Here is a 16,712-nt window from a genome sequence, read left to right as displayed (position 1 = left end):
TCGGATTATCTGACTTGGGGGCTCGACTTTTTGATGAATATGTGTCATATAATATGACATAAAGACATATATATAAGGAGAATGCCGATGAACGGTAAAAAAACATTTACCATTGCGGATGTGCTGGAACGTCCTGTTTTCCGGCGGGCCAAGTTGGCGGCGGGGGAGCAGGGCACGAACCGCCGGGTTGGTTGGGTACATGTGTTGGAAATTACAAATGTTTCTCCGTTTGTGAGTCGCCATGACCTGATTTTGACGACTGGCCTGTGGCTGACCCGGAAAGGGGAGGAGCGCGCCGAGTATATGGAGCAGCTGATCCGCTCGGAAGCGGCGGGATTGTGTGTGGAGCTGGGCACAAGCATTCATGAAATCCCGCTGGAAATTCTGGAGCTGGCGGAACAACATCATTTTCCGGTCATCGTATTTGAGCAGCCCGTGCGTTTTGTGGAAATTACGCAAGATATTCATTCCCTTCTTATTAACCGCCATCATGAACTGCTAAAAGATCTGGAGCGCTTTTCACGTCAGCTTCAGCAGGAAACGCTGCGCAGCACTGATATGAACGCTCTCTTGCGAGTGCTCCATGATTATACCGCCCGGCAGATCATCTACATGTCCTCCATAGACACCAATCGGTTCGTACCTTCCGTCCAGCCGGAATCGGCGGACCATATTGCAGATTTTTACGCCAATGAAGTGGCATCCAGCATGACTGCTGATCGCGAGGGGCACCTGCTGTTTCAGCTGAATGACTCCACTGCCGTCTTGTTTCAGCCCGTTGTATGCTTTGGTCAGGTGTTTTCCGCTGTAGGTTTGGTGCTGCACGGTGAAACCCCGACGGAAGAAATGTCGCTGCTGCTCGATTACACAGCCAAGGCAGCCGCTACACTGGTGCTGAGGACACAGTTTCTTGAAGACCGTTTATTACGCAACCAGAATGAACTGATTCAGGATGTATTGAACAGACAGCTTCCCAGCGAAGAACAGGCCCAGACCCGGATGGGGCTGCGATTGTTGTCAAAGGGACAGTATTTATTTTGGGCAGGGGTTATCGAGGTGGAGCATGAGGATAAGGACGCCAGTCAGGTGCGCAAGGAATCCATCAATCAGGATGTGCTGGTGCTGCTTCGTTCTTTGTTGAAAAAAGAGACATTGCACAATCTGTTGATGATGAAGGGCAGCCAATGCTACATCCTTTGTGCCAAGGAGGAATTAACGCTGCGTTCTGCAGCGCAAATGAGAAAAGTGCTTGCCCATACCGTACAATATATTCAAAATTATGCCGCAGGACAGCTTGACAAGGTGCGCATTCATGCAGGCTTTGGTAAAGTTAGGCACCGTATGACAGAGACGGATCGCAGTTTTGAAGAGGCTTATCAGGTCATTGAAGTAGCGCGAAGCGTCCCGGCCATGCAGGATCGGCTGTTTTACGACAGCATCGGAATCTATCAGCTATTGAAGGCGGCACCCAGCATTCCTTTTTTACAAGAGTTTGTACAGGACCATTTGGGCGGACTGATTGCTCATGATCGTGAGCATCATATGCAGCTGCTGGACACGCTGGATGCCTACTTTCAATGTCATGGCTCCAAGCGCGATACTGCCGGGATGCTATACATTCACAGGCAAACTCTTTATAATCGGCTGGACAAAATTAATGAAATCGTCGAGGGAAGTCTTGCAGACCCAGACAAACGTCGTTGTTTGGAGATGGCACTACTGGCTCACCGGATGCTGCAGGCTGAAAATTGATTCTAAATGACTAGTTCTATTTTCCAATCTGATTGTTTACAATGCGTGTTAACACTGAGATAATAGAAGAAAGTAAGGTAATATCTTGAAAGGGGATTAATATGAATATAAAAAAATGGATTGCTGTCCCTCTTATTCTGTTAATGGTAGCTTTGACAGGGTGTCAGGCAGTAGGAGGATTTGATGTAAGTAAAAATCTTTTGGGAACACTTGATGTGAAATCCCAGCAGTCAACGGAGAAGATATCTCTTAAATTGACTCCAAGAGAAGGAATCTCGCAAGGTGATCAGGAAATCATAGATCTTCTTAATTCCATTTCGGTAACGGTGGATGAAGCCAAGGTGCAATCGGAGGAGATCGCTTCCGCCAAGGGTACATTGCACATCGATAAGTATAATTTGCCGTTTGAGCTTGCTTTGGATCGCCAAGGTATGGCTATTCAACTGGAAGGCGCCAAAAAACCTTATTACATATCTTTGAACTCGTATGAGAGTTTAGGCGGCCTGCCTGCCGGATTTGATCCATACGTATACTCCAAGGATGTAAAAGACCTGACCAAAACAGCTATGGCACTTGTGCTCAAGCATGCTCCTAACCCTTCAACCATTTCTGCAACGTCTGTAACCGAGGAAGTATATGGTGAAAAGGACAAAGTGAAACTGACCCATCTGCATGCTGAACTTCGTGGCGATGAGCTGGTAGCGCTTGTGAAACCGTTCCTGACTAATCTGGCCAAGGACGAGGCAGGTTTGAAAGAACTGATCGGGCAAGCCATTGATGTGACCAAAAATATCGCTTCCGGCATGGCTATTGAAGGTAGTGATAAAGTAACAACTGAACTGAATGCCAACAAGGAAAAGCTGGTTAATGAGGCTTATACCGAGGTTAAAAAGTATCTGGATCTGGCTGTTGCGCAGTATGATACAGGAGTTAGTACTTTGTACGCACAGTCCCCTGAAATTAAAACAGTACTGAGTGCGAATACGGTGCTGAAAACCGACCTGTATTTTGATGAAAAAGGAAATGCCCGCAAATCATCGGCAGACCTGACAGTTGCTTTGCCAGATGTGGAAGGTCTTCCAGTGAAGTCCTTCTCGATTCTGACTGAAACTCAAGCTTGGAATATCAATGGCAGTGTAACGGCTGACAAAGTAGATATTTCGAAAGGCGTTATTGACTTGAATAAACAAGCTGAATTAACGCCGGGAGCGACACTCCGCAATTTTGATGAGAATTCTCCGATCTACAATATTTTAAAAAATGATCTGAAAATTACAAAGGTAGAAACCACCTTCGATCCGAAAGACGATTACTACGTTTTGGAGAATCGTGGAGGTACAGCCTTCATTCCGCTGCGTGAATTGGCATATGAACTGAACTCCGAATTAAAATGGGATGCAGCTGCCAAGCAAATTACAGTAGTGGATGATATGACAGGCAAGACACTCAAACTGAAAAGCGGCTCCAAACAAGCTACACTGGAAGGAAGCACGTTGAAGCTTCCACAAGCTCCATATACGGATCAATATGGAACGCTGTATGTTCCTTTCAAAACAGTTGCCGAGGCGCTTGGTGCTACTGTAACTCGCAGCAGTAATGGGGAATATGTACTGAAACGCGATTAAAAAGAATGCCACATATTGGTCTCCAGCAGAACTGCTGGTGCATAGAGAAATATGCCAGTATGGACACAGGAACCGGCCCGTTCAAGGGGCGGTTCCTTTTTTTCGTCTGTTGATTTTTTGCGGAAATATTCTCGGAAAATGATTAAAATAAGCGCTTACAGATTAAAAAAGTACCCTGTTTTTGTACAGAGAAAATTGAGATAATTATAGTGTTGTTGCGCCATATATATTCGCGGCCAGGCGCCACAGTAGAAATCACCTACAATAGGGGGATATACGATGACAGATACGGAACTGTTGAATTCTAGCGAGGGACAAATTGTACTCGCCCGGATGTATGGTCAACAGCAGGTTTCAGAGCAAACGACGCGATATCAATCACTTATACAAGCGTATCGGGAGCACTTCGGTGTCGGGAATATTGAATTGTTTAGTGCTCCGGGGCGATGCGAAATTGGAGGAAATCATACAGACCACAATCACGGGAAGGTGCTGGCAGGCAGTATTACACTTGATACCATCGCTGTAGCTGCTAAAGTAGAGGAGCCTGTAATTACGTTCTTTTCCGAAGGCTACCAAACGAAATACGTCATTCATTTAAATGACTTGTCGCCACAACCGAAAGACGACGGTACGACGCTGCTGGTTCGCGGTATGGTCGCTGGTCTGCTCGAATTCGGCTATCGTATCGGAGGATTCCAGGCTTATATATCCAGCAATGTGTTCTCTGCTTCAGGCTTAAGCTCTTCCGCTTCGTTTGAAATGTTGATATGCACGATCATAAGTCATTTTTATAATGAGGGAGCATTGGATGCTGTCGCCAAATCCAAAATCGGCCAGTATGCAGAAAATCGCTACTGGAACAAGCCGTCGGGCCTGCTCGACCAAATGGCTTGCGCATATGGGGGATTGGTTGCGATTGACTTTGTAAACCCCAAGGAACCGATCATCAACCCGGTTCATTGGAATTTCGGGCAAAACGGATATTCCCTGGTGATCGTAAATACAGGAGGAAATCATGCTGATTTGACAGATGATTACGCTGCGGTGCCAAACGAAATGTATGCAGTGGCTCAGTCCTTGGGGGCTTCGGTTTGCCGTGACTTATCGCCGGAAGATCTGTATGCCAATCTCAAATTGGTCAGGGAAACAGCAGGAGATCGTGCAGTGCTGCGTGCGTTGCATTTTTTTGAAGAAAACAAGCGTGTGGATGAACAGGTGAAGGCGCTGCAGGAGAGACGCTTTTCTGATTTTTTGAGGCTCGTCACCGAATCCGGTAATTCTTCATGGAAATGGCTTCAAAACGTATATAGAAGTGAGGTTCCCCGGGAACAGGACGTATCCGTTGCACTTGCTTTAACAGAAATATATTTGAAATCAATAGATGACAGCGCATGCAGGGTACATGGTGGTGGCTTTGCTGGAGTCATCTTGACGATTCTTCCGAATGATTATGTTGAAGATTATAAGACGTGGATCAGCGGAATGCTGGGAACTCCCGTACTCGTTGTCAACGTCCGTGAGCATGGTGCCGTTAATGTCAGTGATCTGATTCATGCGGAGAAGAAGTATTGACAATGAGACCATGGTTGGATGGACCTCGGGAGTCATTGTGAATTGAACATACTGGACAGTTGAAGACTTTAACCCATGGGTTAGAGTCTTTGTTCTTTTTGGACGATGCAGTCCAGGCTTGCGTTATAATAGAGCATGGAAGTTCTAATGAAGGAGGGCCTATTCATGGCTATGTACCCGTCCTGGTCCTATTCGCAATCGAGGGCCCAAACGTTCGATGAATGCTTACGCAAATACTACTACCATTATTACGGCTCGCATAACGGCTGGAACCCCGCACAGGGCAGTGAAGAGCAGGTTGTGTTGTATCGGCTCAAGCAGCTGAGCAACTTATATATTTTATTCGGGAATATTACGCACCAAATGTGTGAATCGGTCATACGAGGGTGGATGGAAAAAGGTGCGATTCCACGTCCGGCGTACCTGGAGACAGCGATGAAGAATATGCTGAACGATAGTTACAAGGAATCGCTGCACCGTGAGCTATGGCAGCAAGATCCCAAAAATCGCATTATGCTCGCTGAAATTTATTATGATGACGAGGTGCTGACGGAACGGATTGCCCGGATTAAGGAGCGACAGCATGCGGTAGTACACAATCTGTACCGTACTGCGGTTTGGCGCGAATTACAGCAGGGCGAGGCTAGAATCGTCGAGGTGGAAAAGTGGGATACAATGCTGCTTTACGAGACGAAGGTATATGTCAAAATGGATTTGCTCTACCGCAGAGCCAATGGAGACATGGTTATCGTAGATTGGAAGACAGGTAAGGAAGGCGACTTCTCCGACCAGCTATTTTTGTATGCGTCCTATGTGCAGGAGCATTACCAGCTCCCCTTGGAGAAGATCGAGGTGCGTGTGGAATATTTGATGACCGGAGAGCATGAAGTGTACCGGCCTGTGCAGGAGGATATCGACAAGGTGGTTCGTAATGTCGGACGATACATCGAGGAAATGAAGTCTTGTCTTGATGACGATTATTACAATCGACCCAAAGCGGAGTCCTTTTTCACCCCGATGCCTTCACGCAGAGCGTGCGGGGGCTGTAATTTCCGGGAGGTATGTAAGTACCGCGCGGTGTGAACATGGTTTTAATGTGTCGAACCAAAAAAAGTACATGGAAAACGGAGCAGGCGGAATGGTGCTGTACAAGCGAAGCATCATCCGTCTGCGTAGTGGCGCATCATTTACATTTCCAGTTCGGCTTATATATTAAAATTCATATGGCAAATCTATAATTCTCCCATGTTTTGAAATCGCTTTCTAATTTAGAGGATACGAGGTATGATAAGGGTATTATTGGGAAAAGGTGAAGGGGGAATCAAGGAGATGACGAGTACAGGACATATACGTATTCTTTTTCAGGGGGATTCCATCACAGATGGGGGAAGAGGACGGAATGAGGACGCGAACCATTGGCTGGGTCATAGCTATGTGTATATGATCGCGGGTGCACTGGGGAGTCGTTTGGCTGCAACGCAGCCGGAATTTGTGAACCGGGGAATTTCGGGGGATCGGGCTTCGGATTTGTATGCACGCTGGAATGAGGACACGTTTAGCCTGAAGCCGGACCTGCTCAGTATTATGATCGGAGTGAACGATGCCTGGCGAATCGTGGAGCAGGAGCCGTCCGGGGTGACGGACCGGTTTGAACGAGCCTATCGCCACATTTTGGAGGAAACGCGTGAAGTGTTGCCTGATACCGGGCTGGTGCTATGTGAGCCGTTTATTTTGAAAACAGGAGCTACCGAGGCACGGTGGGACATTTGGCAGGAAAAAATAACGGGCTATCAGCGGCTTGTACGTCAGCTTGCAGACGAGTTTGGGACCGTATTTGTGCCGCTGCAAGGCATGCTGAACGAAGCCGCTACCAAGGCAGACGCCTCCTACTGGCTGCATGACGGGGTTCATCCGACAGCGGTTGGGAACCAGTTGATAGCCGATCAATGGATAGATGTCGTGCAGAAGAGCCGGCTGGCGATCCGCTAGCGTGATTAAGTATAGTCTACTCCTTGTTATTTTTGGGTGATACACGACTATGGACATACTTACTTAGATAATGGGAGTATACCGTGCTGGAAAAAAACAGTCACCAAATAGCCATAATTGAAGCGGTCAAGAAAGAAGTCATTGGTCAGGAAAATGACAGTACTTCCGAATGATGGAATGTGAGATTTGCTGATGAATCGTTGATTTAAAATGGGACGAATGTCTGTAAAGCAAGTAGCAGCGCGGTTCGTCCGTTTTTTGTTGCAGATTGCGGCCTGTTAATCTGCTGTTTTTACAGTTAGGTCGAGGGCCTTAAGTCTCTCTATCTTTATGCTCATAATTAAAATTGTCTGTGAAAAATACTGCTAGAATTGTAGCAATTTTATGGTAAAATGGAATCAAATTTGAGTTTTTTGGGGTGGGCTACGGTAGATGAAGATGTCACTAGGTACGAAAATGGTTGCTGCATTTGTCTTGATTTCTGCAATAACCTATGGAACAAGCGCTTTTTTTATTTTTGTACTCAAGGACTGGCTCGCTCATGATGCACAGGAATGGGTGTACACTTCGATCATTCTGTTATTGGGTGTCCTGTGGAGTGGCATTTTGGGCTGGTTGATCTCAAAATTACTCACAGGTCCAATTGTTAGATTGGCAAAGGCGGCAGAGGAAGTTTCAGCGGGAAATCTGTCGGTTGTCATTCCGGAACGTCGTTCGGATGATGAAATCAAGGTGCTTTATGATGCATTCCGGCATATGATGCTGAACATTAAGGACATGTTTAACGAGATATCGTACAGTACCAAAACAACTTCGCAAAGTGCGGAAAATCTGAGTTCGGCTATTGTACAGGCAACGGCACAAATTGAGGCCATGTCTTCGGTGGTAGAAGATATTTTGGATGGTGTGCAGCAGCAGCAGCAAGCTTCCTCCCAGTCCATTGAAACAGCGGATCGAATGTTGGGCGATTTTAAAATGATGCGCAGCAAATCGGGACATATGCTGGAGCTGTCAGGCCACATGGAGAATTCAGTGGATTCAACACAGACCGTATTTTCATCGCTTATGAATGGAATGGAGGAGCTGACAGCTTCACACGGTCGTTCGCAGCAGGTTATTGCACGCCTGGAAAAGGAAGCTTCTCAAATTGAAGCGATTACAAGCACGGTGAAGGATATCGCGGAGCAGACCCATCTGCTGGCGCTGAACGCTTCCATCGAAGCTGCCCGTGCGGGAGAAGAAGGTAACGGGTTTGCCGTAGTGGCTCACCAAATTCGTGCACTTGCCGCCCAAAGTACGGAGTCTGTACAGCAAATTAATGCCATCGTTAGCCGTGTGCAGTCGCAAATCGTAGAAACGGTGCAGCTAATGCATCAGCAAACGTCCTTGGTCAGCGCTGAGGCGGAACGGACAAGCTCTGTGGATCAGACATTGAATCGCTTGAACGCTATTGTACACGAATTTGTCGAGAGCATCCGCTTAATGGAAGAAGCCGTAACAGAGCAGACGAACCGGGTAGATCAAACCTTTGAACAAATTCGTCGTATTCAGCAAATGTCAGGGGCCTTCTCAGAAGGTGCAAACAAGATTTATACAGCGGCTCATGAGGAAACCGCGATCATGCAGGAAATTTCGTCTTCTTCCGAGGATTTGAAAGTGCTTACGAATAAACTTATGATGAAAACACATGGAATTCAACTATAGCAGGAACAGCCACGAGATATGATGTCTAAAGCCAAATATAGCCGCTGTACACCGGAAAACGAAGCAAAATGGTTCCCCGGTGTGTGGTGGCTATTTTTTAATTTCAAAAAATTCACATTGTTTTCTTGGATGGTAGGCCACATCACTGACACTGGATTGCACGACGATGGTTTGATCGTCAAAACGGATGATGGTTCCGCCCGAGCCAATCAACTGGTCGTCCTGAAATACCCGGACACGAAGATGGCGTTCCAGTGCCTCACTGAAATCCTGATCTGTAATTAATCGGCGATTAATGGGCATGAGAGATCTCCTTTGAATATGATATCTATTATCATAAGGGTTGAAGTATGGAACAAGCAAGAAAGGTGGCTAGAACATATTCGGTTTTTTGGTATAAAATAGAATGCAATGAAAGGGAAACAGGGATAAAAGGGGGCTTTTTATGAACAAGCCGTGGTCAGAGTCCTGGTTCGATGCTTATGCGCCAGAGAGATTCGAGGCATTTACGCCGTCACATGTGTGGGCTGTACTGGGGCTCATTGTATGCGCTTTGCTGCTATGGCTGACTCGAGGGGTTATTCGGTCGCATAAGTCTGTAAGCGAGGGGATTCGCTGGTTTTTAATGGCTGTTCTCTTTCTGTCAGAGGTGACTCTAAATATATGGTACGTGACGCAGCGCATTTGGGATGCCCAGACGTCGTTGCCGTTGGAGCTGTGCAGTGTGACATTACTGCTGTCTATTCTGATGCTGTTTTTCCGAAGCCGCTGGCTATATCCGATTATTCTTTTTGCCGGAATTGGAGGAGCGCTTCAAGCAGTACTTACGCCTAATTTGGCATATGCTTTTCCTCATTACCGTTTTATCCATTTTTTTGTGGCCCATAGTGGTATTATTTTGGCGGCATTGTATATGACCTGGATAGAAGGACTTAAACCGACGTGGAAAAGCGTTGGAGGAGCCATGCTTTTTCTGAATGGCTTGGCGCTGATCGTATGGATCGTAGATACTGCTCTCGGAGCAAATTACATGTTTCTTGCTGGAAAGCCGTCCACACCGTCGATATTGGATGTTTTGGGGGCATATCCTGCGTATATTTTGGCGGAAGAGGTTATAGCACTGTTGTTCTTTTCTTTAATGATGCTGTTGTTCGAGGTGCTGCCGGGGGGCAGGCTGTATGCCCGCTCAGGGACATATAAAAAGACATATTAAAAAGAATCTGTGGCGGAGAAAACGCGAGTAACGGAGGTGGATCGAATGAGCGATCACGCAAATGGCAGATCTGAATCGACAGATCCTGTAGCACTGACCGGAAAAATGAAACCGTGGGCGCTGAGTGGTCCCAGTATCCAAATCGATCCGCTGTTTCCCTATTACGCCAACCGTTCGCGGGACAGTATAGCAGATGAAATCGCCCTTGCGGGCTACCAGACCGTCCATTATTTTGTTGTGCGTGAAAATGAAGTGGATGGAGCGCTTGTCGCTGCTTTTCAGCGCAGAGGCATAGCGGTGTGGGCGATGGTGCTGGGCAACGGCTCTTTTGGCGTGTCACAGCTGCCGCCGGAGTGGAAAGGGTGGCGCATGGAGCTGCTGCGCGAACCGGACGACGGGTTTCAGCGGCTTTCGCATTTTGCACACGAGTATGTGGAGTGGAAAAAGAAAGCCGCTGCCCGGCTCGTCACCGACATTCCGTTCGACGGATTCGAGGTGGCGGAGCCTTATTTCCCCGAATGGAACGGGCTGCGCAGTGGAGTATACGGGGATATCGGACCGCATGCACAGCGCGCCTTCCGCAAGCGCAGCGGTGAGGACATTCCGGATTTCCGCGACAAGCATGCACGGAATTATTACCGGAAGGTCCCGGAGCTGTACGCACAGTGGGTCGATCTGCGCGTGGACGCCGTGAACGGGCTGATTGGCGAGCTGGTGAACGGCGCAGGCGGTGTGCGTGATGTCCGGCCGGATATCTGCGTGGCGACATGGTCGCTTGCTGTAAATGGGCGCGGCGATGTTCCCGGTCAGCTGCGGGAATGGCAGGGTCTGGACGCGGTAGCGATGATCCGGTGCGTCGCCCCGGATATGCATGTGCTCCAGACCCATTGGCCGGACTGGATGCGCCGCCGCCTGCCGCCGCATTATATTCGCGGCTATGCCCGCATGGCGCAGTCGATACGCGCCGCTTATCCGGGCCTGCCCCTCGGGGTGCAGGCGGATATCGGTTCCCTCGCGAGCATGGTTCGAGATCGCGAGTGGATACGGCGGTTTGGGGCTGTCGCCCTGGAGGGCGACTACGACACCTGGACCGCCTATGAATACCATCTGGGCGGCTATATGTATGATGAGCCGCCCAGACCGCTCAGGGCAAAGCGAACGGCCGCAGATGAGCTGATGGTTTCTTTCAGCAAGCGGATTGCCATACCGTCAGTAGATGAGCTGCGCCTCTGGAGCCGGGAGAGCGCAATGGGTACAACTGGACAGCTGATTGATACGGTGAGCAGCGCTTCTCATGCACCGCTGGAGCTTGTGGATGCAATGGCAGATGGAAATCGTCTACTGCTGCGCATACGCCATTTGCCGAAGCGGCCGTTTCATCTGAGACTTGAGGGAGTTCAGGATACACCGGAGCTATGGCTGCTCAAGGGCAGGAAGGCACATCGCAACCTGCCAGAGCATGAGGTGGATGTTCCTTAAGTTTTAAAATAATGATTGAAAACGCTTCCTTTTGTGTATATAATCTTACTACATCTCAGAGACTTCAGCTTAGAAAGTATCAGGGGAGATGCAAAAACGACCTCATGCATAATGCACAAGGTCGTTGCTGTCCCCTCGTTTTGAAAGACGAGTTTGAATGTAATTTTATCTTATTTTACTTTATCTTATTTTACTTTGACTGGAGCCGGATATTTTTTACCCAGCGTGTCCACAGTTACTTTTTTCATCGTAACCGGTTTGAGCGGTTTGTCATTGCTATCCCGTTTGGAGTTGACGATGGCATCGACCACTTCCATCCCGGACGTCACTTTACCGAAAGCAGCATATTGACCGTCGAGGTAGTCTGCATTGGCAACCATGATGAAAAATTGTGATCCGGCTGAATCCAGATCCGCCGAGCGGGCCATAGATAATACACCGCGTGTATGTTTGAGTGTATTGTTGAAGCCATTGCTCTTGAACTCACCTTTGATACTGTAACCGGGACCGCCTGTACCATTACCTTGCGGATCGCCACCTTGGATCATGAAGCCCGGAATTACACGATGGAAAATGGTACCGTTGTAAGCGCCCTTTTGCACTAAAGAGATGAAATTGTTGACGGTGTTTGGTGCTACTTCAGGGTACAGCTCAAGTTTAATCTTTTTACCATCATTCATGACAATCGTAACGATGGGGTGGGATACAGCCTTGCTTTTGTCTTTAGTCGCAGCAGGAGCTGTATTGCTTGTCCGGCTTGCGGCTTCCACGTCGGTCGCTTTTGTGCCGCATCCGGCAACAAGCACGAGCATGATGGCCAGAAGGCACAACATGTACCATGGGCGTATCGTTTTTCGGTTCATTGATATTCCTCCTGAAAGGTTGGATGATATGACATCCTAAATTATGGTTTGGGGGCAGCGCAGAGCACTTTTCCATTTTCTATCATACCTTTTTTGCTGGGATATGGAAATACTGGTTTGAAAACCGTATTCTTGACCCATACTGCTGCTATTCGCTAGGAAAGGGGCAGGATCATGATGGAGGTAGACAAAAAGCTGGCTAAAGGTCTCATTTGGGGTGTGGCGTTCAGTCTTCCGGTTTGGATAGGGGTGTTGTACTCGGTACAGCATATTCGTGACTGGCTGTAATATAAAGCGTAAATGATAGGCCAAAACCGAAATGGTTTTGGCTTATTTATACTTGTGCCAGTCCAAATCACTGTTATTCAGCAAATGCTCAAAGTTGTTGTCCAGCTTCTTCTGTTCTGCCTTTTTTGCTTCGAGGGCACGCTGTCGTTCGTCTTCCTTGCGTTTGTCCTGCTCTGCCTGGGCTTCATTGGCCTGAGCCTTAAGCTTATTCAGCACATCTTGGCTCAGCAGATCCTTTAATGTAGCAGGTTTGTCCTGAGCCGCTGGAGCGGGAATCGACGAATTTCTCTTTTTAGCCATGTCATCATCTCCATTCCATTCGATTATATCAGCTTCTTCGTAGTTGTTCCACGCTTGGAGAACGAGGCTTGCAGTGGACTTTTCTAATGGAGAGGGTAATAATGGTATGAGCAGAAGGGGCGTGTGGCAGCATGTATCATCTATATTGGAAGCGAAACCTGGTTAATTTGTGGATAGGGGTATTGTTTTGCAGCATGGCCTATTCGGTCTCCATTCCGTTTTTACCTATTTTTTTGAATACGGAAATGGGCGTCAATGATCATTTGGAGCTGTGGTCGGGGATTGCCTTTGGAATCACTTTTTTAGCCAGTGCGCTCATTGCTCCGTTCTGGGGCTCGCTCGCAGATAAGTATGGACGCAAGCCGATGCTGATTCGTTCCGGCTTTAGTTTGGCGGTATTGTACCTGGTATGTGCCTTTGTGACAGACCCCTATGTGTTCGTAGGAGTACGTCTGTTTCAGGGCCTTCTCTCCGGTTTTATTCCTGCAGCCATCGCACTGGTTGGTACAGGGTCGCCCGAGGACAAAACGGGGTATGCACTTGGCATCATGGCGACCGCCGGGGCCACCGGCAGTATTATAGGTCCGCTGATTGGCGGGGTAGTAAGTCATTATTATGGCAATCGAAATGCCTTTTTGTTCTCTGCGGCGCTTGTGCTGGTGTCTGCGTTAATCGCGACCTTTGGCACCAGAGAGGACAGCTTTAAGAAAACAGACACCCGCTCGCATGTCCGCGATGATATCAAGGAGGCTATGGCTAATCGACCATTGTACTTTTTGCTCATTCTGGCCGGACTGAGTACCTTTTCCGTCATGATTTTGGAACCGCTCATTACGGTGTACGTGCTTGAGATGGGAGTTGTTCGCAGCCAGGCTTCTTTAAGCTCGGGAATTGTATTCTCAGCCGTAGGCATTGCGGCCGTGCTCATGGCTCCGCGATGGGGGCGAATCGGCGGACGGATCGGTTTTGCACAAGTGCTGCTGATCGGACTGATTGGTTCTGGAATCGGGAATATTTTGCAATTTTTTGTAACCAACTTTTTTGGCTTTGGTGCGCTTCGCTTTGGGTACGGCTTGTTTTATGCGTCCGTCATCCCGGCGATCAATGCGATGACCGTGGAGGTCACCAAGCCGGAATTCCGCGGACGTGCCTTTAGCTTGAATCAATCGGCTACACAATTGGCGATGATGGCAGCTCCGCTGATTGGCGGTTTGCTCGGCAGCTGGATGCCGATCCGCTGGATTTTTGTGCTGAACGGTGGCATGCTGCTGGTTGCGGCGCTGCTGCTATGGGCGAAAGGAAAAGAAGTTTTCACAGCTTCCCATAAGGCAACGGACACGGATGTCCATTCTGCTGGATAGGTGCTGGAATATCTAATTCATTTTACAGATCTGCTCTCAAAGCAGGTCTTTTTTTGTGCTAATAAATATTTAATCCCAAACTTTTACTTTTAGTAAACTTATTCATAACCCTCTAAACTGATCATATGACAAGGAGGGATATATTATGATAAGAGACGACATTTTACGTCAAAAACTGGAGAAAGCTCGTCAAAAGCTGTATGTTTTGCAAGCAAAACATGGCTTCAGCCACGCCAGTGTGCTTAGACAGTCTGTAATTCTGGATAACCTCATCAATCAATATAACCGCCATTTTTATATAAAAGAAAAAAATCCGACTACACAAGTGCAACCAGCTGAGCGAGGAACCTTTGATGAAGTCCTAAGCTCTTAGCATTTGGCAGCTTTAGGGACCAAATTCATCACAGAAACTCCAATCAATATTGAATTCCCGACCAGTTGATTTTTGCCATCTGAACTTTCCCCTACCAAGGTCAAGCAATATATCCCTATTATGGCCTAACCCCTATATTCTCCATAGAGAAATAAAGAGTGATCCCCAACACACTGCTAAATGAAATCGTAGCCAAATCCTTTGGCTTCACTTAGATATATTCTTTTTTGATAAATCTGGACAGACCCCATGTAGAGGGTGGATGCCCCCGGGATGGTACGATATGCAATAAATAAAAGGCTCATGGAGTGTTGTACTCCCATGAGCCTTTGTACTGGCCTGTTCCGCCGGTTATTTTACGGTTACAATGACACGTTGATAATGTTTCAATGTATGCTTTCCGTTATCCTGTACTTCAGCAATGATATGAATCGTATTTCCTGATTTGGCATCTGCAGGAACGGTGAAGCTCATGGTGTTCGTGTCACTGCCTTGCAGGTCGATGGTGTTCAGCTTTTCACCTTTAGCTACTTCACGATGAAGTCCGAGCTGCAAATTACCCAGCATTTCAGGTTTAACCTGTGCTGGTTTTACTTTAGAATCCTCATACGTATCTGCTTCAAAGTATCTCCACCATTTATAGGTTAATTGATCCCCATCTGGATCGGAGCCTTCCGAATGCAACGTAATTTTTTCCCCTGGACTCGCAGTGAGATTCAATCCTTCTTTAACAGTCAACGTTGGATTGTGGTTGGCGCCTTTGTAGTCGGATGCAATCGCCCAATCTGCACGAGCAGCAAAGTCATTTTGAATATCATCAAACCAACGCATCAGAGAGTATTCCGCTTCGAATCTTTTCGTATATACATCATAATCCAACACGGTATTTCTAAATAATTTGTCGTTAACGACACCAAAGCGGCCTCCCCAGCCTCCATAGGTCGGGTTTTCCATACTCCGCAAGCCGTTATCAATCAGATAGAAGAAGGACGGAGAATCCCCTTCCGAAATAAAGTCATATTTGTTATATTGAGGATTTTTCTTCAAGTAGGCTTCAGTGCCTCTTTGCTCTTCAGGCAATTCGCCTTTGATGATATTTCCATCACCCATCAAAGCGTACATACTCAGCAGCTTTCCGTGACCATCTTTGATATTTTTGAAATTCCATTCTCCATGCAGCTTGCTGTTTACTTTTTCCGTATGCATTTTCCAGGCGTAGGCAAAATGCCAGAAGTTCGATTGGTCGTTGATGATTCTGATGTCAGGCCAATTTTTTGCAATGTACTTATTGTAGCTATCGTCCTGGTCCAAAATGATATACAGCACGAGCTTATCGCTTACTTTTTTTCGAATCGTTTCCCATTGATCTGTATTTTTATATTGGTCTTCAATGGATTTTAGCGCTCTGGCTGTAGTATTGGTTCCACCCCAAGTTTGCACGTACAAATCTCTTTTGTCATCGTCCAGGAAAAGGGTTTTAAGGAAGTTGGAGCCTTCCGTTTCCTTGTCCATTTCACCTTTGTATGAGATGTTGCCTATTTTGGTGACACTCTTAAGGTATTCAGGCTTTGGATAGCCATCAGCATGTTTGATTAAGTTAGGATAAATTTCTCCGTAGGCATCGATCATATTCGTTACCCATTGTGTTCCGGTCCATCTAAATGGCTTGATGCCGGCCTTTTCATCCCCTGCATAATGATATACAGAGCTGGTCAGTACGATCCCGGACAAGTCCATTTCATTGGAATAGAGAAGGAAGCGAATCACGGAGTTCATATCATCGACTTCTCCATCGGTAGTGATAACCGTTCTGGCCTTGGCTGCTTTATTTTCTACTTTAGCTTCCGTTTGTTTTTCTGCTGGAACAGCGCTTTCATTCTTGGTAACAGCGGGAGCCTTCCCACTACAACCACTGATGATCAAAATACATATCATAGCTAACAAAAAAGCGCTTAACCCTTTTCTTTTTCTCATTTCTGTTCCCCTCTCTGAACATTTCCAGGATGTTTTAGGATTATAACCATGCCAGCATCCTTTTTATTCATGATTTAGGATATAAAAAAAACCTAAATACATATATGCTCCATAGAAATGGCGCATACATATATCTAGGTTTTGCCTGCATGATCAGTCACAATCCTGTTTAGATTCTACAACATAATCCGAGAAAATGAAAGCGATTTACGAAGC

Annotated in this window: 14 protein-coding genes; 10 read left to right on the top strand and 4 right to left on the bottom strand. The window is 47.1% G+C overall.

The features are described from left to right. Positions 1-87 precede the first annotated feature (87 nt). From B4V02_RS19825 to B4V02_RS19800, 6 genes are all read left to right on the top strand, one after another. A complete protein-coding gene (locus B4V02_RS19825; RefSeq protein WP_094156084.1) occupies positions 88-1,752 on the top strand; it encodes a PucR family transcriptional regulator in 1,665 nt (554 codons plus the stop codon). Positions 1,753-1,853: 101 nt separating this feature from the next. Then, positions 1,854-3,377, top strand: a complete 1,524-nt coding sequence (locus B4V02_RS19820) for a copper amine oxidase N-terminal domain-containing protein (RefSeq protein WP_094156083.1) — start codon at positions 1,854-1,856, stop codon at positions 3,375-3,377. A gap of 279 nt (positions 3,378-3,656) precedes the next feature. Further along, the gene (locus tag B4V02_RS19815) at positions 3,657-4,952 is read left to right on the top strand and encodes a galactokinase (protein ID WP_094156082.1); all 1,296 of its coding nucleotides are present in this window, start codon (positions 3,657-3,659) and stop codon (positions 4,950-4,952) included. A gap of 165 nt (positions 4,953-5,117) precedes the next feature. Beyond that, on the top strand, positions 5,118-6,035 hold the full coding sequence (locus tag B4V02_RS19810; RefSeq protein ID WP_094156081.1) for a PD-(D/E)XK nuclease family protein: 918 nt from the start codon (positions 5,118-5,120) through the stop codon (positions 6,033-6,035). 246 nt (positions 6,036-6,281) lie between these two features. Next, on the top strand, positions 6,282-6,941 hold the full coding sequence (locus tag B4V02_RS19805; RefSeq protein ID WP_167383769.1) for an SGNH/GDSL hydrolase family protein: 660 nt from the start codon (positions 6,282-6,284) through the stop codon (positions 6,939-6,941). A gap of 432 nt (positions 6,942-7,373) precedes the next feature. After that, positions 7,374-8,645 (top strand): methyl-accepting chemotaxis protein, encoded by a 1,272-nt coding sequence (locus B4V02_RS19800; RefSeq protein WP_094156079.1) that lies wholly within the window; start codon positions 7,374-7,376, stop codon positions 8,643-8,645. Between the two features lie 90 nt (positions 8,646-8,735). On the opposite strand, the gene B4V02_RS19795 is transcribed toward B4V02_RS19800, so the two are convergent. After that, positions 8,736-8,948, bottom strand: coding sequence for a hypothetical protein (locus B4V02_RS19795; protein WP_007429094.1), 213 nt, complete (start codon positions 8,946-8,948; stop codon positions 8,736-8,738). A gap of 142 nt (positions 8,949-9,090) precedes the next feature. On the opposite strand from B4V02_RS19795, the gene B4V02_RS19790 reads away from it, so the two are divergent. Both B4V02_RS19790 and B4V02_RS19785 read left to right on the top strand, forming a co-directional pair. Continuing rightward, positions 9,091-9,858 (top strand): YwaF family protein, encoded by a 768-nt coding sequence (locus B4V02_RS19790; RefSeq protein WP_094156078.1) that lies wholly within the window; start codon positions 9,091-9,093, stop codon positions 9,856-9,858. 45 nt (positions 9,859-9,903) lie between these two features. Continuing rightward, positions 9,904-11,337, top strand: coding sequence for an N-acyl-D-glucosamine 2-epimerase (locus tag B4V02_RS19785; protein ID WP_094156077.1), 1,434 nt, complete (start codon positions 9,904-9,906; stop codon positions 11,335-11,337). 185 nt (positions 11,338-11,522) lie between these two features. On the opposite strand, the gene B4V02_RS19780 is transcribed toward B4V02_RS19785, so the two are convergent. Further along, entirely contained in the window at positions 11,523-12,200 is a 678-nt protein-coding gene (locus B4V02_RS19780) for a peptidylprolyl isomerase (protein ID WP_094156076.1), read from the bottom strand. 330 nt (positions 12,201-12,530) lie between these two features. Beyond that, positions 12,531-12,788, bottom strand: coding sequence for a YqkE family protein (locus B4V02_RS19775; RefSeq protein WP_007429100.1), 258 nt, complete (start codon positions 12,786-12,788; stop codon positions 12,531-12,533). 131 nt (positions 12,789-12,919) lie between these two features. Here B4V02_RS19775 and B4V02_RS19770 point away from each other — a divergent pair, with 131 nt between their 5' ends. Both B4V02_RS19770 and B4V02_RS19765 read left to right on the top strand, forming a co-directional pair. Next, the gene (locus B4V02_RS19770; RefSeq protein WP_094156075.1) at positions 12,920-14,149 is read left to right on the top strand and encodes an MFS transporter; all 1,230 of its coding nucleotides are present in this window, start codon (positions 12,920-12,922) and stop codon (positions 14,147-14,149) included. Positions 14,150-14,294: 145 nt separating this feature from the next. Then, on the top strand, positions 14,295-14,522 hold the full coding sequence (locus B4V02_RS19765; protein WP_094156074.1) for an aspartyl-phosphate phosphatase Spo0E family protein: 228 nt from the start codon (positions 14,295-14,297) through the stop codon (positions 14,520-14,522). A 351-nt stretch (positions 14,523-14,873) separates the two neighbouring features. Here the strand turns inward: B4V02_RS19765 and B4V02_RS19755 are convergent, their stop codons facing one another. Further along, positions 14,874-16,496 (bottom strand): DUF1593 domain-containing protein, encoded by a 1,623-nt coding sequence (locus tag B4V02_RS19755; RefSeq protein WP_094156073.1) that lies wholly within the window; start codon positions 16,494-16,496, stop codon positions 14,874-14,876. Positions 16,497-16,712: the final 216 nt, after the last annotated feature.

The organism is Paenibacillus kribbensis (assembly GCF_002240415.1).
In the GTDB taxonomy this organism is placed as follows: Bacteria; Bacillota; Bacilli; order Paenibacillales; family Paenibacillaceae; genus Paenibacillus; species Paenibacillus kribbensis.
This window is presented reverse-complemented; position numbering and strand designations above follow the sequence as displayed.